This is a genomic window from Cupriavidus sp. P-10 (assembly GCF_003402535.2).
Taxonomy (GTDB): domain Bacteria; phylum Pseudomonadota; class Gammaproteobacteria; order Burkholderiales; family Burkholderiaceae; genus Cupriavidus.
In genome coordinates this window covers 2611367-2629066 of the sequence record NZ_AP025171.1, presented here as the reverse complement: position 1 = coordinate 2629066, position 17700 = coordinate 2611367, and the positions used below count along the sequence as shown (strand labels likewise).

Below are 17700 nucleotides of genomic sequence, written 5' to 3'. Positions count from 1 at the left end.
CATCGCCGTCCCCAATGCCCCGCAAACGCCCCACGATCGCCACCACGCTGGCCGACTCGCTCGCCAGGCAAGTCGCCGAAGGCGCCTACCGCCCGGGAGAGCGGCTGCCGTCGCTGCGCGACGTGGCACAGATGCATGGCTACAGCAAGAACACGGTGGTGGCGGCGTTCGAGATGCTGGTGGCGCGCGGCCTGGTGGAGCCGCGCCGAGGCGCGGGATACTTCGTGCTGGCGGGACCGCCGAAATCGACGCAAGCCGAGGAGGCCGGTTCGCTCGGGCGCGCGATGGATATCGTCTGGCTCATGCGGGAACAGCTGAAGAGCCGGCCGGATGTGCTGGCGGTGGGAGACGGTTTTCCTCCCGTCGAATGGCTGTCGGAAGCGCGGCTCGACAAATACCACCACAAGGTGGTGCGGACCGGACTGGGATCGCTATTCCGGTACGGCCACCGCTTCGGCTATGAGCCGCTGCGCACCCACCTTGTACGCAAGCTCGCCGACATCGGCGTTGGCGCCGATCCCCGTCAGATCGTATTGACGCACGGCGCCAACGACGCGTTGGACCTCGTGATCCGCTACTTCGTGCCGGCCGGCGCCCCTGTCCTTGTAGACGACCCCGGCTACTATCCCTTGTTCGGCAAACTGAAGCTGGCGAACGCGCGCATCATCGGCGTGCCGAGGCTAGCCGACGGTCCGGACCTGGAAGCGCTCGAACGCCTGCTGCTGACAGAGCGCCCGCGCCTGTTCTTCACGCAATCATTGGCGCACAACCCGACCGGATCGGATTTGTCGGCTGCCAAGGCCTACCGCGTGCTGCAACTGGCCCAGCGCTTCAACTTGCTGATTGTCGAGAACGACGCCCTCACGGATTTCAAGCCTGCCACCTTGCCCAGGCTGGCTGCGCTGGACCAGCTGGAGCGCACGATCTATGTCGGCAGTTTTTCCAAGTCGTTCTCTGCCGCCCTGCGAGTGGGGTACATCGCCTGCGGCGCCGATCTTGCCAGCGATCTCGCGGACCTGAAGGCACTGATCCATGTCAGCAGTTCGGAATACTGCGAGCGTACCGTCGACGTCATCCTGAGCGAGGGACACTACCAGCGCTACATCGCCAGGTTGCGCGCGCGCCTGGCGCATGCCACGGAGCAGGCGCTGGCGCTGTTCGACCGGCTTGATGCCAGCGTCTTCGCACGGACCGGGCAAAGCCTGTACCTGTGGGGCACGCTGCCTGGCGTGACGGATTCCCTGCCGATCGCCCAGGCGTTGCTCGCAAGAAAAGTCATGATGGCGCCCGGGCGGGTATTTCGCGTCGACTCCGAGGCGGTCTCGCCCTGGTCGCGCTTCAACGTGGGCGCCGTGCTGGATCCGCGATTCGAGCTGGCGGTGCGGGACTTGCTGCAGCGATAGCGGCTCAAATAAGCCTGACGTCCTCGATCGCCACGTCACCCACCAGCATGTAGCCCGGCGCATGCGTGATACACAGCGGCAGTCGCGCCTGCACGGCCGCGGCCTGGGGTGTCACGCCGCAACCCCAGAAGACCGGGATCTCGCCTGGCAGGATGGCGGTGGGCTCGCCTTCGTCGGGACGGTTGATGTCCGCAATGCCAATGGCAGACGGATCGCCGGCGTGCACTGGCTTGCCGTGCGCCGCCGGCAACGCGGCGCAGATTTCGCTGGCGTGCGCGGCCTGCCCGGGCGTATAGGGCCGCATCGACACCACCATCGGCCCCCGGAACGGCCCTGCCGGCGTGGTTTCGATGCTGGTGCGGTACATCGGCACGACCTTGCCTTCATCGACATGCCGCACCGCCAGGCCGGCGCGCTGCAGCGCATCTTCGAAGGACAGCGAGCATCCCAGCACGAAGCCGACAAAGTCGTCGCGCCACAAGGCGCTGATGTCGTCGCACTCTTCAGCCAGCTTGCCATCGCGCCAGACGCGGTAGCGCGGCAGGTCGGTGCGCAGGTCGATATCCTCGCCCAGCCCCGGCACCAGCGGCGAGCCCGGCCCGGTCATGCCGATCAGCGGGCAGGGCACGGGATTGGCACGGCAGTAGGCGAGGAAATCATCGGCCCACTGGCGTGGCAGGATCATCAGGTTGCCCTGCACGCGGCCGGGCGCCATGCCGGCGGTGTGCCCGCGCCACGCGCCGCTGCGGATGGCGGCGCGCGCGCCGGCGGGGCTGGCTGCCCAGCCGGGCAGCGCAACGGTAGCGTCATGCATATTGGTCGCTCCAGGCTGGTGTCGCATTACCGCAGGGCCTCGCGCGCGGTTTCCCTGACGCCCAGCAGCCCAAGCAATGCGATGACCGATCCGCCCATCAGCAGGTATGCGGGGGAGAGCAGGTTGCCGGTGGCGCCGATCAGTGCGGTGGCCACGTATGGTGTCACGCCGCCGCCGAGGATCGCGCCCAGGTTGAAGCTGAAGGCCATCCCGGAATAGCGCACGCGGGTCGGGAACTGCTCGGCGTAGGTGGGGTAGCCGACGGACTGTACGATCGGCATCGGCAGCGCCACGATCAGCATGGCGAGGAAGGCCAGGCCGATGCTCTGCTGGTCCATCAGCATCATCATCGGCACCACCAGCACGGTGTAGCCCACAAAGCCGATGGCGAGCACCTTGCGCCGGCCCAGGCGGTCGGACAGGCCGCCCCAGAATGGCATCAGCACCGCCATGGTGAGGCTGACGAAGGCCATGATCCAGTAGACGGTGGTCTTGTCGTACTTGAGGTAGGTGGTCATGTAGATATTCATGAACACCAGGCCCACCCAGTAGCCCACGTTTTGCCCGAAGGACAGTACCAGCACCTTGAGCACGGCAGGCGTGTGCAGGCTGAATACTTCCTTCAGCGGTGCCTTGGGCGGTTCGCTGTGCTGCTGGAACTGCTGGAACGCCACCGATTCTTCCACGCGCTTGCGCACCAGGAACGAGATCATCACCATCGGGATCGCGCTCAGGAACGGGATGCGCCAGCCCCATGCGGTCATGGCTTCGCTGCCGAGGATGGAACTGGTCAGGCCGCACACGGTTGCCGCCAGCGCGCCGCCGATGGCCACGCCCACCGGCGTGAACGCGCCAAAGAAGCCGCGCCTGCCGTGTGGCGCCGATTCGGCCACGTACGCGGCCGCGCCGGTGACTTCGCCGCCGGCGAAGAACCCTTGCACCAGCCGGATCAGCAAGAGCAACAGCGGAGCCACGAGGCCCGCGGTCGCGGCAACGGGCAGTACGCCGATGGCGGCGGTGGCCACACCCATGCCGATCACGGTGACCAGCAGCACGGCGCGACGGCCGATGCGGTCGCCGAGGCGGCCCAGCACGATGCCGCCGATCGGGCGCATCAGGAAGGCACTGCCGAATACCGCGAGGATCGCCAGCAGCGACGCGGTGGCGTTGTTGCTCGGAAAGAACAGCGGCCCGATGGTGGCGGCCAGGTAGCCATAGATGCCGAACTCGTAGTACTCGATGGCAGTGCCGGCAGCGGCGGCCACCGCGGCCTTGCGGGCCACGGCGACATCGCCGCTCGCCGGGGCAGAGGTGTGAGCCGAAGCTGGGGTCGAAGCCGGGGTCGAAGCCGGGGCGGAAGCGGGGGCATCCGCCAGCGGCAGCGTGGAAGTGGGGGCGTTGGACATGATCACGTTTCCAGAAGCAGGGTAAAAGAAGCCGCGCGGGCTGCCGGTGGCAGCCCGCGGGTCCCGGGGTCTGAGCATGAATACCCGGTACGCTGCGCCGCCATCTTCGCGGCTGCGTACCTGTTGTTGTTAATGGACTGCCGGATTTATCAGGTCAGTCCTCACCGCATTCACAGCGTTAATGCACGCCTGGAAGCTCTGATTTTCTATTCAGCAACAAGCGTGCCAGTAAAAATCAACTGCGAAAATCCGTGAAAATAAACGCAACGGGTCCTGGTCGGTGATGACCATGCATTTTTCTGTCTCCGTTTATTCGGCTGCCCGGCAATGAACTGACCGGGTGCATGCCGTGTTCCCTTGCGGGGCATGGCATGCACTATTGTCGTCGTATTGCTGCCCGTTCTTTTTTTGAAGCGTGGGCCGGCCGATTATTTTCTTCTGATAATCCGACCTGTAGATGGCCGGCGAGGATGAGGCCTGAAAAAATCAAGCCATGGCAAGCGATGACTGGTCCGGAAATTCAGGCGGCCAGAATAAAAGCACCCAATACCTGGCCTTCTTCGACCGGCTCGCCTTCACCGACCAGATACTCGGCCACATAACCGTCAGCGGGCGCTTCCACGGGAATTTCCATCTTCATCGATTCGATAATCACCAGCGTGGCATCGCGCGCTTGCGCGACATTGGGCGCGGCCACGATCTTCCACAAGGTGCCGGTGGTCTCGGCGACGATGGGCAAGGCATTCGGTTGGTCTGGCATGGGGGCGTCTTGTGTTGTTGATCTGGATGGGGTGGTGACTGTCAGCGACCCGGCCCGGTACGCGGGGCGCGGATCGTGATGCCTTCGGCCGCAAGCGCGGCGCGAATGTCGCGCGCAAAGCCGGCGGCGCCCGGCTGGTCGCCGTGAATGCACAGCGTGTCGGCGCGCACCGGCACGTCGGTGCCTTGCTGCGAGCGCACGACGCCGTCACGAACCATGCGCAGCACCTGGGCAACCGCAGTGCCGACGTCGGTGATCATGGCGCCTGGCTGTCCGCGGGGCGTCAGCGATCCGTCCGCCTGGTAGCTGCGGTCGGCGAAGACCTCTTCGGCGACTGCCAGGCCGGTCTCTCGCGCGGCACGCACCAACGCGGAGCCGGCCAGGCCAAAGAACACCAGGGAAGGATCCACATCGCGCACGGCCTCGCACAGGGCTCGCGCCATGCTGTCATCGCGCGCTGCCATGTTGTACAGCGCGCCATGGGGTTTGACATGGGCCAGGCGGCAGCCGGCGGCGCGGGCAAAGGCCAGCACCGCGCCGACCTGGTAGACGGTCAGGTTGTAGATCTCGCCATGCGACAGCGTCATGGCGCGGCGCCCGAAGCCTTGCAGGTCAGCGAAGCCCGGATGCGCGCCAACCGCCACGCCTTGCGCCACCGCGGCGCGCACGGTCGCGGCAATGGTCTGCGGATCGCCGGCGTGCAGGCCGCAGGCGATGTTGGCGGAGCTGATATGCGGCAGCACCGCGGCATCGTCGCCAAGGCGGTAGATGCCGAAGCTCTCCCCAAGGTCGCTGTTGAAATCGATCTCAGCCATGGTCACGCTCCAGCGCCGCGAAGGCCGCATCCTGCAACTGCGCGAGCCGTTGCGCTTCCTCCAGCCCGACCTCGATAAAGCGCACGCTCTCACCGGGCATGCGCTGCGCCAGCCGCGGCAGGTCCACGGTGCAGACGTGGGCGATCCTGGGATAGCCGCCGGTGGTCTGGCGGTCTGCCATCAGCACGATCGGCTGGCCGTCGGGCGGCACCTGGATCGTGCCGAAGGCCACCGCTTCGGACCACATCTCGCGCGGCGAAGACAGCGTCAGCGCGGGCCCCTCGAGCCGGTAGCCCATGCGGTCGGACTGCGCACCGATACGGAACCCGGCGCTGGTGAATGCCGCGTGCGCGTCGGTGCTGAACGCATCCCACTCGCGCCCGCGTACCACGCGCAATGGGGCTTCGGGCGCCGCCATGACGCCGGCGGCGAAGCGCGCCTGCATTGGCGCGCCGGGCAACGCGGCACGCGGTGCGCGCAAGCCGATCACATCGGCCTTGCGCAGCGGCTTGCCCTGCATGCCGCCATATCCGCCACGCACGAAGGTACTGTCGCTCCCCATGACCGGATCCAGCGCAAAGCCGCCTGCAACGGCCAGGTAGGCGCGCAGCCCGCTCTTGCGTTTGCCGAAGCTCAGCGTCGCGCCGGCTGGCACGACGCACGCCTGCGCGGTGGGCAACGGCGTGCCGTCGATGCTGGCGTCAAGATCCGCGCCGCAGACTGCCACGGCCGTGGTCGTGCCGAAGCGCAGCGTCGGCCCCATCAGCGTGATCTCCAGCGTCGCGGTGTCCTGCGGATTGCCGACCAGTGCATTGGCCAGGCGATGCGCGCGCTCGTCCATCACGCCGTTGGCGGGTACGCCGAGCTGCTGGTAGCCGACGCGGCCGAGGTCCTGGAACGTGCTCAGCGCGCCGGGTTTGATCACCTCGATGACGGCCCCGATCGGTTGCGCCGGTGTAGTCGGTGTCGTGGTCATCAGAGCGCTCCCTGAGCCGGTGAGGCGGTGCCTTGCGACGCGGCGATGTCATCGAACTGTGCGGCCGAGACCGGCACGAAGCGTACCTGGTCGCCCGCGTTGAGCAGGCAGGGCGCATCGCGGTGCGGATCGAACAAAACCAGCGGCGTGCGCCCGATCAGGTTCCAGCCGCCGGGCAGCACCATCGGATAGATCACGGACTGGCAGTTGGCCAGCCCGATCGAGCCAGCGGGCACGGCCGTGCGCGGCGTGCTGCGCCGTGGCGGCGCGAGCCGTGCGTCGAACTTGCCCACGTATGGGTGGCCGGGCGCGAATCCGAGCATCAGCACATCGACCGGCGCCGCACTGTGCAGCGCGATCACCGCTGCGGGCGAGACCCCGCAGCTTGCGGCCACTTCCTCGAGATCCGGCCCGTGGTCGCCGCCGTAGCAGACCGGGATGTCGACCACGCGGGAGGTGGCGGCCGAGGTGTCGAGTGGCTCGGCCAGCAAGCGGGAGAGCGCCGTGGCCAGCGCCTGGAACGGTGCCGAAGCTGCCGCCGCGCCGACTGCGGACGGGCGGTAGTGAATGCCCACCGTGGTCAGCGCAGGCACGACATCGGTTACCCCCGGCAGCGCGGCGGCAACAATGCGCGCTGCCGCAGCGCAGGCTTGCCGGTTGGCGGCGCTCAAGGCGTTGGCATCACTGCCCACGTCGAATTCAATGATGAGCAGGCGATCGCCTGATGGCTCGATGCGCCACGATTTGGCCGCGGCAGCGGGCATGTCGACAGGCAGCGCGCTCATGCCTGCACCTCGCTCGCACCGGTCAGTTGCGCGATTTCGCGCGTGACGAAGCCGGTATCGACCTGCCCCGCGCGGAAATCGCGATGCGCCAGTACATTGCCCAGGAACTCGACGTTATGGCGGATCCCTTCAATATGCGTGTCCGCCAGCGCGGCCAGCATCGCCTGCCGCGCCGCCTCGCGCCCCGTGCCGTGCGTGATGAGCTTGGCGATCATCGGATCGTAGTAGGGCGTGATGGTGTCGCCCGCGCGCACGCCGGTGTCGACGCGCAACGCCGGCATCGCCGGCAGCGCGAAGGCCGACAGCCTGCCCGGCGAGGGCATGAAGTGGCGGGCCGGGTTCTCGGCATACAGGCGGCATTCGATCGCCGCGCCCTGTCGGCGGATGTCGGCTTGCGCGACACGCTCAAGGGTGCCGGCGGCCAGCCGGATCTGCGCCTGCACCAGGTCCCAGCCGGTGACCGCTTCGGTGACACCGTGCTCGACCTGGATGCGGGTATTCATTTCGAGGAAGAAGAACTCGCCGCTGTCCGCATCGACGATGAATTCGACCGTGCCGGCCCCGCGATAGCGTTGCGACTCGGCCAGCGCGACGGCGGCGGCGGTCATGCGTGCCAGCACTTCGGGCGGCAGGCCGGGTGCCGGGCTTTCTTCGATGATCTTCTGGAAGCGGCGCTGCACGGAGCATTCCCGTTCGAACAGATGCACCGCCGTGCCGTCGCCATAGCCGAATACCTGCACTTCGATATGGCGTGCGCGCGCGACGTAGCGCTCCAGGTAGATGCTGCCGTCGCCGAAGGCCTTGAGCGCAAGCGCCTGCGTGGAGGCCACGGTCGCGGCCAGCGCGTCGGGGCCCTCGACGCATTTCATGCCGATGCCGCCGCCACCGCCCGCGGCCTTGACCAGCAGCGGATAGCCCACTTGCGCGGCGGCGCTTTCCAGCCCGGACAGCTCGCCAGGCAGGAAGCGGATGCTGCCCGGCAGCACCGGCACCCCACAGGCGGCAGCAATCTCGCGTGCGCGGTTCTTGTCGCCCATGTTCTCGATCGATTCGACCGACGGCCCGATCCAGCGCATGCCGGCGGCCTCGGCGGCCTGGGCAAAGGCAGTGTTCTCGGAGAGGAAGCCATAACCCGGATGCACGCCGTCGGCACCATGCGCCAGTCCGGCAGCCAGGACGGCTTCGGTATTCAGATAGCTTTGTGCCGCGGGGGCGGCACCGATGGGCACGGCCACGTCGGCCATCTGGCAATGCATGGCACCGGCGTCGGCCTCGGAATGCACGGCCACGGTCTCGATGCCAAGCGCCTTTGCGGCGCGGATGATGCGACAGGCAATCTCGCCGCGGTTGGCTACCAGGATTCTTTGCATGTCAGGCTCTTGCTGCTTGGGGGCGGACACGCGGCGCTGGCTTGGGCGCCGCGTGCAATGCCGGCCTGCGGGCCGGTCGGATCGCGGCGTGGCCGCGCTTTTAAGACTTACCTGGCGAACAGCGAGGCGATATTGGCAAACGCCTTCAGCTCCAGCGCATTGCCCGACGGATCCAGGAAGAACATGGTGGCCTGCTCGCCGACTTCGCCCTTGAAGCGGATATGCGGCTCGATGATGAATTCAAGGCCCGCGGCCTTCAGCTTGTCGGCAGCCGCTTGCCAGTCGCTCATCGGCAGCACCACGCCGAAATGGCGCACCGGCACGGCGTCGCCGTCTACCGCGCTGGTCTTGCGGTGGCCGCATTCTTCCGGTGCCAGGTGGGCCACGATCTGGTGGCCGTAGAAGTTGAAGTCGACCCAGTCTTCCGAACTGCGGCCTTCCGGGCAGCCCAGCAACTCGCCGTAGAATTCGCGCGCGCTGGCGATGCTGTGGACCGGGAAGGCCAGGTGGAACGGGGGCAGGACTGCGGTGGTTTCGCTCATGGTGTGGGGACTCTGGGCAATGGATTTGTGGTCAGGTCGTGCGGCGCGCATCACGCGCCGCCCTGGAACCAAAGTCTATGCATGGTCAAAAATTAATAAAAGCGATATATTTTTGACCTTAGCTCCATGAAATTTGATGAATCGCCATGTTGCGAGAACTGCGCACCTTTATCGCCGTCGCCCGCCACGGCACGTTCGCCAACGCCGGTGCACACATTGGCCTGACGCAGTCGGCGGTCAGTGCGCAGATCCAGCGGCTGGAGTCGGAGCTAGGGTTTGCACTGTTCGACCGCACCGGCCGTTCAGCCCGCCTGAACACCGCCGGGCGCGAAACGCTGGCGCTGGCCGAGGAACTGGTAGTGCTGTACGAGCGGATCGGCCACCAGGGCCTCGATATCCAGGGCTCGGGCATGGTACGCATCGGGGCCATCGCCTCCGCGCAAGCCACCTTCCTGGCCAATGCCATTGCCGCGTTCCGGGCGGAGCTGCCTGGCTGCCGTGTGCGCATGGTGCCCGGCGTCTCGCTCAACCTGCTCGGCCAGGTCGACGCCGGCGAGATTGACATCGCCGTCATGATCCGGCCGCCCTATGCATTGCCCGCGGAACTGGAATGGCGCCCGCTGCTGCAGGAGCCCTTCGAACTGCTGGCGCCCAGCGCGCTGGCCGGCTCGGACTGGCGCGACGCAATCGCCAGGGCGCCCTTTATCCGCTATGACCGGGCCTCGTTTGGCGGCAGGCAGGTCGACCAGTTCCTGCGCAAGCAGCGGATCGCGCCGCAGGAAGCCATCGAGCTCGACGAACTCGAAGGCATCGAGCAACTGGTGGCGCGCGGGCTCGGCGTTGGCTTGCTGCCCCGCATGCTTGCAGGCGGCCCCCGGCCGGGCGGTGTGACGGCACTGTCGCTTGGTGAGGACACGTTTTATCGCGAGGTGGGTCTGGTCGAGCGCGCAAGGCACAGCCGGCAGCCAGTGGCGAGCCGGCTTGCCGACCATATCGATAGAGCGGCGCAGGCGCTGGTCGTGTCGGATCAAGGCGCTCATCCTTGATCCGGGCGTGGGGGGAGAGCGTGCGGTGGCGGGCCGCGTGAGTTGGCCGCATCAGTGCGGTATATTCAGCCGCTTGACATCACACCCAGGTAAGGACGGCATGGACAAGAAATCGATTCGGGTATCGTATGTGGGAGTACCTGGCGACCTCAGTGTCCTCAAGCTGAAGAGCTACCTGAGGGCGGCAATCGCTGGTGTGGCTGAAGGTAGCGACGATGAAATCTTGCTGGTCAAGGTCCTGGTGCCGCAAGCGCTGGGCCTTAAAGCCGGGGAAAAGCTGTTCGACAAGGTCCTGCAAGGCATTGTCGACAGAGACCCGAGGGTAAAAAGAGTGTCGGTCGAGTTCATTGATGGGGAAGTCACCCCCGAGAAAATCGCTGCGAGCGAGGCAAGGACGAAAGCGGAAATCGATGCCTATGGGCACTTGCTCGACGAACCGAAGGACGACGAGACTGCCTGACCAAGGCTCGCATGGTGGCTGCCAGACTTCTTCCAGTGATCGTGGTCTTTTTGTCTTCACCGTGAACCTTTCCCACCTGGAGCGCCAGCTCGTCTTCCTCCGAGAGATTGATCGGCTGAAGAGCGTCGTACGAATGTCGCCGCTTATCGATCAGTCGCGTCGGGAAAATAGTGCCGAACATTCCTGGCATCTCGCCATGTATGCGCTCGTACTTTCAGAGCATGCGGCAGCGCCCATCGACGTGGTCCGCGTCGTGAAGATGCTGCTCCTCCACGATATCGTGGAGATCGATGCCGGCGATACGCCGTTCCATGATCCCTCGATGCAAGTCGGCCAGGCGGAGCGGGAGCAGCTGGCGGCGGAGCGGATCTTTTCTTTGCTGCCGGATGCGCAGGCCTTGGAGTTTCGCAGTCTTTGGTCCGAATTCGAAGCGGCGGAGAGCGACGATGCAAAGTTCGCCAAAGCGTTGGACCGCTTCCAGCCGTTGCTCCATAACGTCGCCACGGACGGTGGGACCGGCGCGCGTCAAGGTAGATGTCGCCTCATTCATGCAGCCAAACGCTGGTTTTCGGCTCCTGGCTTGATACCACCGGTGGGCACGGCAATCTCGCGCTCCGGATTGAGCGTGACCGTGTCGATTGGCGACCAGTCGCGCGTGTGTCGTGACCAGCGACGCGGGTTGCAGTCACGAGCCTGAACATAGAGCGCGTGGCGCGCGGCCAGAATCTTGTTGTCCTCTCCGGCATGGCGCTGTGCCGGGCTCACGTAGCGGATGCCGCTGTGCCGGTGCTCATGGTTGTACCAGTGGACGAAGTGGGCCGCCCACGTACGTGCCGTGACCAGATCGGCAAAGCCTGTAGACGGGAACTCCGGCCGGTACTTGGCCGTGCGGAACAGGCTTTCCACGAAGGCGTTATCGTCGCTCACCCGCGGACGCGAGTACGAGGGCTTGACGCCCAGCCAGTGCAACATCGCCAACACCGTGGTGGCCTTGAGCGTGGCGCCGTTGTCACCGTGCAGCACCGGCTTGGCCGCCATGGCGTGAATGCCCTCGGCCAGCGCTGTGCGTTTGACCAGATGCGCCGCGTGGTCGGCGTCGTCGCGGTCGTGGACCTCGAAGCCCACGATTTTGCGGCTGTACACGTCCAGGATGAGGTACAGATAAAACCAGCGCCCGGCGACCTCGGCCGGCAAATACGTCATGTCCCAGCACCACAGTTGGCGCGGCCCCGTGGCCACGTGCGTGGTGGGCGGACGGCGCTGGCGCGGCGCCTTAGCGCGTCCTCGATGCCGGGTCTGCCCATGGGCGCGCAGCACCCGACCGAAGCTCGATTCGCTGGCCAGGTAGACACCCTCGTCGGCCAGCATCGGTACGATGCGCGCCGGCGGCATGTCGGCGAAGCGCGGCTCGTTGGCAACGGCCAGAATGCGTTCGCGCTCCTCAATGCTCAGCGCATGCGCGGGCGTGGGCCGTTCGGCCCCGGGGCGGCGGTCGCCGACCACCAGGCCATCGTGGGCCTTCCAGCGTTGCAGAGTGCGCACGGTTATGCCAGCTACCTCGCACGCCAGGCGCAGGCGAGCGCCGCCTGCATGCGCGGTTTCGATATGGCGGACCATCGTGTGGCGATCTTCCAGGCCGATCATGCGTCCTCGTCCTTGTCCTTCGGGAAGATGCCCTCTAGCTTTTTTGAGAGTATCAGCAGGGCGGCGGCTTCAGCCAGCGCCTTCTCCTTGCGGCGCAGCTCGCGTTCGAGTTCCTTGATGCGGCGCCGATCGGCCTTCGTCTCGCGAGGGGTGGCGCGCGCATCCTCGGGCTCCGCCAGCGCCTGCGTGGCGGCAGCACGCCACTGCTCCAACTCCTGCGGATACACACCGTTCTCACGGCACCAGGCGTTCTTGCTGGCCTCGTCCATCGCAGCCGTCGCCAGCACCGCCTCAAACCTGGCCGCCGCTGTCCATGCCCGCTCGCGAGCGGGCATGGACATAGCGTCCGCACGCCAGCGCTCCAGCGTGGCCACTGCCACACCCAGTTCCCTTGCAACCACTTCCACCGCCGCACTCTCCGGCGGTAACAACCGCGCTACCGCCCGGTCCTTGAAATCCTTCCCGTAACGAGCCACTTCTCTCTCTCATCGCCCCCAGGGTTCAAATTCTATAGGGGCGACATCTATTCTGCCGCGGGGGGGGACCTGGGCCGCGCATCAGGTCAACGAAGAACAGGTCTTCGCGCGTTACGGGCCGCCCATACAGCGTGGCGCGCCGGCTCTCTGGGAGGCGGCCGCCAGGCTCGTACAAGAACACTTCAGCAAGCCACCGGCCGAGAAAGCTGGTCTTTGAAGGGTGGGACGTCAGATTCTTTCCTTAGGCCTTTGTTCCTTAGCCCTTTGTCGATCCCCCTACTGTATCTGTCCCGCTCGCGAGCGTGCCGGCCTTGTCCGGGGACACCGCGCCGCTGCCCCCGGAAGACCCTTCGGTCGTCGCGCTGGAGGTGCTCAGCCCGCTGATTCTCCCGCCTCCGGTGCTGCCAGGCCTTGCGGAGCCCTGCGAAGAGGCCGTGCCGGATTCCGCGTCTGCGCGCAGGCGGTTGTCGACTTCCTTCACCCCGAAGGTGTCATCGACGATTTCCTCTATGCGGTATTTCAGTCCGCGGTCGCGCACCGAACCTGTCAGGGTCACGACGCCGGCTGCGACGTTGACTTCCACATCGTGCACCGGGTAGCGGCATTCGATCAGGCGCTCGCAGACATCCTCGCGGATGCGCTCGTCTGAGCGCTGGTAGCCCTTCGGCCCGGCACGCTTGCCGCCGGAGGTGCCGCCGCCACGGTTGCGGTCGGCGTCGAGGACACCGAAGTTGCTTTCGCCGAAGCCGCCGGCATAGACCTCTTCGTCGGAGAAGCCGCCCCGGTAGTCTGGCTGGTTGCGTCGGTTCATGCCCTGGTTCATGTCTATCTCCAAATCGTGGACGGACTGTGGTGCGGCCTCGCCGGATTGCGACGAAAGGCGACACGGACTTCGGTATTGCCGCAAATTCTGTACCCAGCGGAGAACGGCCTGTCCGCATAGTTGGCAATGCATGAACCGGACCCCGCGAAGGCAAAGAGCCAGAGAGGTGTCTTCATGAAAGTCGCCCGCGGTTCACTCGCCGCCTCGATGACACCCGACATGAGGCCTCGGCCCAACCTGGCGTTCTTTTTACAATGGGGGGCGCACGTCCCGGCGAAGCATTTGCATTTGGAGGGCAGGCACCCGGCGAGAGAAGAGGGAGGACTCACCCAGCGCCGGCAAATTGGTGCGCTACCTCGCAAAACACGCCACAGCACCGGCCGGCGCTTGCCTAGAATCTCCCCTATGTCCCGCATTGTGGTCTTTCTTCTCGTGCTGTTCTTGCCCCTGCAGGTGCTTTCTGCACCGTGGCGGCATCTCACGCACGCTCCGGATCGTATGCTCGAGCACATGGTGGAACATGCACAGCATGTCCTGCATCACCATGACGAAGACGGGACCATCCACCATGGCGGCGGTGGCGACTCGCTCGGGCACCAACTGGAGTTTGACTACGGCACCAGCCTGAGCGCGGCGTTGCCAGCCGTTCTGGAGCAGCCCGCTTCCGGGCATAGCCATACGGAGCCGATGTTCCTCGCGTCCGCGCTACCAGATCCCTTCCTGGACCTCCCGCATCGGCCCCCGCGTCGGGTCCGATGACCCCGGGACGGCATCCGGCTGCGGTGGCGCAACTGGATGTTCAAGACCTGCGCGAAAAGGCTCGCATGTCGGAGCCGGGCTAGTGATAGCGCCCTGGCTCCTGCACCCTGTGGTCACGCCGATTACCCTATTGTTGTGGAGGTTGCCCAGGAGAGCTTAGCAATGCGTATGCAGATTGCCCGGAACGTTCTCTGGCTGGTGCTGGAGCGCGGCCTGCAGGTAGTGTTCGGAATCGCCAGTATCGGCATGATTGCGCGCGCCATCGGGCCAGAAGGCTTTGCCGAGTTCCAGTATGCACAATCGCTGGTACTGATTGCTTCATCGGTGGCACTGATCTGTGGGGCCGAAGTGGTCGTCCCGCGACTGGTTGCCGACCGTGTCCCCGCAGCCCAGCACAGGTTGCTTATCCATGTGTTTGCCCTGCGCGAAGCTGCCGCCATCGCGGGCTACCTGATCGTGATGGCGGTGGTGGCGCTGACCGAGGAGGACGAGGTCATCGTCCTGACTGCCATCATCATAGGCATACCCATCCTGTTCTATGAGCCCTTCGGAACCATCCGGGCCTGGCTACAGGCGAGCACCAACAGCCGGCCCGCTGTTGTGTTCGGCATGATCGGCCTGGCTTTCCGGGTGGCGGCCATCGGGGGACTCTACCTGGCGGGATCCCACGCGGCGCCGACGTTCGCATGGGTGTTCGCTGGCGAGGCCCTGATATGCGCGTCCCTGCTTGCCCGCCACTACCGGAAGCGCAGCCCTCGCGTGGCGGTCAGCATCGATGTCAGTCTTGCCAAGAGGCTGCTGCGTGACGGGACGGTATTCTGGGTAAGCCTGATGTTGATGCTGCTGGCGAAGCGTATCGATCAACTGCTGCTCAAGCCGCATATCAGCCTGTTCGAGCTTGGCGGCTATGCCGCTTCCATGCAGGTGCTGGATAATTTCATGCTGCTCGGCTCGATCGTGGCAAGCTCCGTTGCACCGCTGATGATCTATGCCCAGCCGACTTTTGCGCGGGTACGCCGCAATGTGCTGTACGTCGCCGCCGGCATGCTGGCGGCTGGCATCGTCGGGGGCGCAGTGCTCGCTTTCTGCGCACCCTGGATTATTTCGCTGATCTACGGTGACCACTATGAGGCGGCGGCCGACCTGCTAAGGCTGTCGGCGATGGCATCCGGGCTGGTGTTCCTGGACGGCGCACTGACGCTGCTGGTGGTCTACCTGGGCAAACCACGCTGGCTGGTGGAAAAGTGGTTTCTGGTGCTGACCACCATGATCGTGGTGGACCTCATCGTTATCCCGATGTTCGGGGCACGTGGCGCTGTCTATGGTTATGTCGCCGGCAATGCAGTGGCGGTGATGGCGGGCATCGGCTTCTTCATCAGATCGCGCGAACCGATGGCGGCAGGGCAGCGGGCGGTGTGAACAGGCTGCCCTCAGGCAGTCGCGGAATTCTGAAATCTTGCTACCAGGAAGTCAATGAAGGCGCGCGCGCGTGCTGTCTGATTACGGCGCTGCGAGTAGTAAACAAAGAGATCGGCCGACGGCAGTCTGAACTGCGGCAAGACGACTCGCAGCCGGCCGCTCTCCAGATACTTTGCCAGGTCCCACTCGGAACGGATCAGGATGCCGTGCCCATCAAGGGCCCAGCCGAGAACGATGTCCCCATCGTTGCTGGATAGCGCCCCGGCGACCTTCACGCTTTCGTGATGACCCTCCTGCTCGAAGCGCCAGATGGCGTGGGCTTCGTCGTTCTGCCTGTGAATGATGCAGCGATGCTGGTGAAGTTCGGACAATGATTCAGGAGAGCCGAACTTGTCCAGGTAGACCGGGGAAGCGCAGAGAAAGCGGCGATTCGACATGATCCGCCTTGCACTCAACCGATTATCCGGAAGCGTCCCGAAGCGGATCGCCAGGTCGACTCCACTGTCCACCAGGTCTACAGGGCGATCCGTGACCTCAAGCTGCACCTCCACCTGCGTAAAGCGCTTTGCAAACTCGGAAACCAGAGGCGCAATGGTGGTCCGTCCGAAGCCGAGTGTTGCATTGACGCGGAGCAGTCCGCGCGGTTCGGCACCGCTGCTCGCCACGACGCTTTCCATCTCGCGGAGGTCGGCCAGGATCCTTTGGGCATATGCCAGGTAGGTTTCGCCTTCGTTCGTCAGGCTGATGCGCCGCGTGGTGCGATTCACCAGGCGAACGCCAAGCCGGCTTTCCATCAGGGCGAGCCTCTTGGTCGCTGCCGGGGGTGTCAGATCCATTTCGCGCGCCGCGGCCGCCAGAGTGCCGTGCCGAGCGATCAGGACGAAGAACTCCAGTTCGGACGCGATCTCAGTCTTCACCTTAAGAAAATAATGAAATGAAAGTGATTCAATTGTAGTACGCCTTTCCGCACCTAAGCTACGTACTCCGACGCTCCGGCGTTCATCACATGTGAGTCAGGAGATACATAGTGAAAATCGTAGAAATCCGCGAAAAGACCTTCCCGATCAGCTCGCCCATCCGCAACGCCTACATCGATTTCAGCAAGATGACGCTGAGCCTGGTCGCAGTGATCACCGACGTGATCCGCGACGGCAAGCCCGTAGTCGGGTACGGCTTTAATTCCAACGGCCGGTATGGCCAGGGAACCCTGATGCGCGAGCGCTTCATTCCGCGCATCCTGGAAGCCGATGCTGAGTCGCTGGTCGACGCCACCGGCGACAACCTCGATCCGCACAAGATCTGGGACACGATGTTCAAGAACGAGAAGCCGGGTGGCCATGGCGAGCGTTCCGTGGCCATCGGCACCATCGACATGGCGGTCTGGGATGCTGTCGCCAAGATCGAAGGCAAGCCGCTGTTCCAGTTGCTGGCCGACCGCTACGGCAATGGCAAGCCCGACCGCAAGGTGTTCGTCTATGCCGCCGGCGGCTACTACTACCCCGGCCAGGACCACGGCAAGCTCAAGGACGAGATGCGCAGCTACATCGACCGCGGCTACACCGTGGTCAAGAAGAAGATTGGCGGCGCGTCGCTGGACGAGGATCTGCGCCGCATCGACTCGATCCTGAGCGTGCTGCAGGATGGCCAGAAGCTTGCCGTCGATGCCAACGGGCGCTTCGATCTCGACACTGCCATCCAGTACGCCAAGGCGCTGTCCCAATACGATCTGTTCTGGTACGAGGAGCCGGGCGATCCGCTGGACTTCGAACTGCAAGCCACGCTGCGCAACTACTACGACAAGCCGATGGCCACCGGCGAAGACCTCTTCTCGATGCAGGACGCCCGCAACCTGATCCGCTACGGCGGCATGCGCCCGGATCGCGACTACCTGCAATTTGACTGCGCCCTCAGCTATGGCCTGGTGGAATACCTTCGAACGCTCGACATGCTCAGGGAGCACGGCTGGTCGGCCAGCCGCTGCATTCCGCACGGCGGTCACCAGATGTCGCTGAACATTGCCGCGGGACTGGGCCTGGGGGGCAATGAGACCTACCCCGACTTGTTCCAGCCATTCGGTGGATTCCCCGATGGCATCAAGGTCGAGAAGGGCTACCTCACGATGCCGGACCTGCCCGGTATTGGCTTCGAAGGCAAATCAGACCTGTATAGCGTGATGCAGCAACTGTCGGCCTAAGCCGCAGC

Annotated in this window: 17 protein-coding genes and 1 pseudogene; 7 read left to right on the top strand and 11 right to left on the bottom strand. The window is 65.1% G+C overall.

Annotation, left to right across the window (positions count from 1 at the left end):
• Positions 1-14: 14 nt before the first annotated feature.
• The gene (locus CTP10_RS28700; protein WP_116323068.1) at positions 15-1403 is read left to right on the top strand and encodes an aminotransferase-like domain-containing protein; all 1389 of its coding nucleotides are present in this window, start codon (positions 15-17) and stop codon (positions 1401-1403) included.
• A gap of 4 nt (positions 1404-1407) precedes the next feature.
• Here the strand turns inward: CTP10_RS28700 and CTP10_RS28695 are convergent, their stop codons facing one another.
• The 8 genes from CTP10_RS28695 to CTP10_RS28660 form a co-directional block, all read right to left on the bottom strand.
• Positions 1408-2217 carry a putative hydro-lyase gene (locus CTP10_RS28695; protein ID WP_116323067.1) on the bottom strand — a complete coding sequence of 270 codons (810 nt, stop codon included), beginning with the start codon at positions 2215-2217 and terminating at the stop codon, positions 1408-1410.
• Positions 2218-2243: 26 nt separating this feature from the next.
• The gene (locus CTP10_RS28690; protein ID WP_116323066.1) at positions 2244-3623 is read right to left on the bottom strand and encodes an MFS transporter; all 1380 of its coding nucleotides are present in this window, start codon (positions 3621-3623) and stop codon (positions 2244-2246) included.
• A 520-nt stretch (positions 3624-4143) separates the two neighbouring features.
• Positions 4144-4383, bottom strand: a complete 240-nt coding sequence (locus CTP10_RS28685) for an acetyl-CoA carboxylase biotin carboxyl carrier protein subunit (protein ID WP_116323065.1) — start codon at positions 4381-4383, stop codon at positions 4144-4146.
• A gap of 41 nt (positions 4384-4424) precedes the next feature.
• Positions 4425-5198: a LamB/YcsF family protein gene (locus tag CTP10_RS28680; protein WP_116323064.1), complete on the bottom strand. Its 774-nt coding sequence runs from the start codon at positions 5196-5198 to the stop codon at positions 4425-4427.
• Entirely contained in the window at positions 5191-6174 is a 984-nt protein-coding gene (locus CTP10_RS28675) for a biotin-dependent carboxyltransferase family protein (protein WP_116323063.1), read from the bottom strand. The genes CTP10_RS28680 and CTP10_RS28675 overlap by 8 nt, the downstream gene beginning before the upstream one ends.
• Complete coding sequence (gene pxpB, locus CTP10_RS28670) at positions 6174-6959, bottom strand: 5-oxoprolinase subunit PxpB (protein WP_199414714.1); 786 nt, start codon at positions 6957-6959, stop codon at positions 6174-6176. The genes CTP10_RS28675 and pxpB overlap by 1 nt, the downstream gene beginning before the upstream one ends.
• Positions 6956-8329: an acetyl-CoA carboxylase biotin carboxylase subunit gene (locus tag CTP10_RS28665; protein WP_199414713.1), complete on the bottom strand. Its 1374-nt coding sequence runs from the start codon at positions 8327-8329 to the stop codon at positions 6956-6958. The genes pxpB and CTP10_RS28665 overlap by 4 nt, the downstream gene beginning before the upstream one ends.
• Before the next feature lie 107 nt (positions 8330-8436).
• Positions 8437-8871 carry a VOC family protein gene (locus CTP10_RS28660; protein ID WP_116323062.1) on the bottom strand — a complete coding sequence of 145 codons (435 nt, stop codon included), beginning with the start codon at positions 8869-8871 and terminating at the stop codon, positions 8437-8439.
• Positions 8872-9017: 146 nt separating this feature from the next.
• Between CTP10_RS28660 and CTP10_RS28655 the strand changes: the two genes are divergently transcribed.
• The 3 genes and pseudogenes from CTP10_RS28655 to CTP10_RS28645 all read left to right on the top strand — a co-directional run.
• A complete protein-coding gene (locus tag CTP10_RS28655; RefSeq protein WP_116323061.1) occupies positions 9018-9917 on the top strand; it encodes a LysR family transcriptional regulator in 900 nt (299 codons plus the stop codon).
• A gap of 100 nt (positions 9918-10017) precedes the next feature.
• Complete coding sequence (locus CTP10_RS28650; protein WP_116323060.1) at positions 10018-10377, top strand: hypothetical protein; 360 nt, start codon at positions 10018-10020, stop codon at positions 10375-10377.
• Positions 10268-10843, top strand: a pseudogene (locus CTP10_RS28645) (HD domain-containing protein); the annotation flags it as partial. The gene CTP10_RS28650 and the pseudogene CTP10_RS28645, both read left to right, overlap by 110 nt.
• A gap of 80 nt (positions 10844-10923) precedes the next feature.
• On the opposite strand, the gene CTP10_RS28640 reads toward CTP10_RS28645, so the two are convergent.
• Both CTP10_RS28640 and CTP10_RS28635 read right to left on the bottom strand, forming a co-directional pair.
• Positions 10924-12497 (bottom strand): IS3 family transposase gene (locus CTP10_RS28640; RefSeq protein WP_271815432.1). Its coding sequence is split into 2 segments (ribosomal slippage): positions 10924-12068 and positions 12068-12497, totalling 1575 coding nucleotides; the frame shifts between segments, so codons are not numbered across the junction.
• Positions 12498-12753: 256 nt separating this feature from the next.
• Complete coding sequence (locus CTP10_RS28635) at positions 12754-13320, bottom strand: BON domain-containing protein (RefSeq protein WP_233528328.1); 567 nt, start codon at positions 13318-13320, stop codon at positions 12754-12756.
• Between the two features lie 405 nt (positions 13321-13725).
• On the opposite strand from CTP10_RS28635, the gene CTP10_RS28630 reads away from it, so the two are divergent.
• Both CTP10_RS28630 and CTP10_RS28625 read left to right on the top strand, forming a co-directional pair.
• Positions 13726-14079 carry a hypothetical protein gene (locus CTP10_RS28630; protein WP_147316281.1) on the top strand — a complete coding sequence of 118 codons (354 nt, stop codon included), beginning with the start codon at positions 13726-13728 and terminating at the stop codon, positions 14077-14079.
• A gap of 36 nt (positions 14080-14115) precedes the next feature.
• Entirely contained in the window at positions 14116-15498 is a 1383-nt protein-coding gene (locus CTP10_RS28625) for an oligosaccharide flippase family protein (RefSeq protein ID WP_233528327.1), read from the top strand.
• A gap of 11 nt (positions 15499-15509) precedes the next feature.
• Here CTP10_RS28625 and CTP10_RS28620 read toward each other — a convergent pair whose 3' ends face one another.
• A complete protein-coding gene (locus CTP10_RS28620) occupies positions 15510-16415 on the bottom strand; it encodes a LysR family transcriptional regulator (protein ID WP_116322469.1) in 906 nt (301 codons plus the stop codon).
• Between the two features lie 110 nt (positions 16416-16525).
• Here CTP10_RS28620 and CTP10_RS28615 point away from each other — a divergent pair, with 110 nt between their 5' ends.
• A complete protein-coding gene (locus tag CTP10_RS28615) occupies positions 16526-17692 on the top strand; it encodes a mandelate racemase/muconate lactonizing enzyme family protein (RefSeq protein ID WP_116322468.1) in 1167 nt (388 codons plus the stop codon).
• The last annotated feature ends 8 nt before the right edge of the window (positions 17693-17700 follow it).

What these genes read in the sequence shown, in the direction of transcription:
- CTP10_RS28680 (WP_116323064.1), bottom strand. Translation starts at nt 5,198, where the DNA reads ATGGCTGAGATCGATTTCAACAGCGACCTTGGGGAGAGCTTCGGCATC.
- CTP10_RS28675 (WP_116323063.1), bottom strand. Translation starts at nt 6,174, where the DNA reads ATGACCACGACACCGACTACACCGGCGCAACCGATCGGGGCCGTCATC.
- CTP10_RS28695 (WP_116323067.1), bottom strand. Translation starts at nt 2,217, where the DNA reads ATGCATGACGCTACCGTTGCGCTGCCCGGCTGGGCAGCCAGCCCCGCC.
- CTP10_RS28625 (WP_233528327.1), top strand. Translation starts at nt 14,116, where the DNA reads ATGTTCAAGACCTGCGCGAAAAGGCTCGCATGTCGGAGCCGGGCTAGT.
- CTP10_RS28650 (WP_116323060.1), top strand. Translation starts at nt 10,018, where the DNA reads ATGGACAAGAAATCGATTCGGGTATCGTATGTGGGAGTACCTGGCGAC.
- pxpB (WP_199414714.1), bottom strand. Translation starts at nt 6,959, where the DNA reads ATGAGCGCGCTGCCTGTCGACATGCCCGCTGCCGCGGCCAAATCGTGG.
- CTP10_RS28700 (WP_116323068.1), top strand. Translation starts at nt 15, where the DNA reads ATGCCCCGCAAACGCCCCACGATCGCCACCACGCTGGCCGACTCGCTC.
- CTP10_RS28655 (WP_116323061.1), top strand. Translation starts at nt 9,018, where the DNA reads ATGTTGCGAGAACTGCGCACCTTTATCGCCGTCGCCCGCCACGGCACG.
- CTP10_RS28685 (WP_116323065.1), bottom strand. Translation starts at nt 4,383, where the DNA reads ATGCCAGACCAACCGAATGCCTTGCCCATCGTCGCCGAGACCACCGGC.
- CTP10_RS28660 (WP_116323062.1), bottom strand. Translation starts at nt 8,871, where the DNA reads ATGAGCGAAACCACCGCAGTCCTGCCCCCGTTCCACCTGGCCTTCCCG.
- CTP10_RS28635 (WP_233528328.1), bottom strand. Translation starts at nt 13,320, where the DNA reads ATGAACCAGGGCATGAACCGACGCAACCAGCCAGACTACCGGGGCGGC.
- CTP10_RS28665 (WP_199414713.1), bottom strand. Translation starts at nt 8,329, where the DNA reads ATGCAAAGAATCCTGGTAGCCAACCGCGGCGAGATTGCCTGTCGCATC.
- CTP10_RS28630 (WP_147316281.1), top strand. Translation starts at nt 13,726, where the DNA reads ATGTCCCGCATTGTGGTCTTTCTTCTCGTGCTGTTCTTGCCCCTGCAG.
- CTP10_RS28690 (WP_116323066.1), bottom strand. Translation starts at nt 3,623, where the DNA reads ATGTCCAACGCCCCCACTTCCACGCTGCCGCTGGCGGATGCCCCCGCT.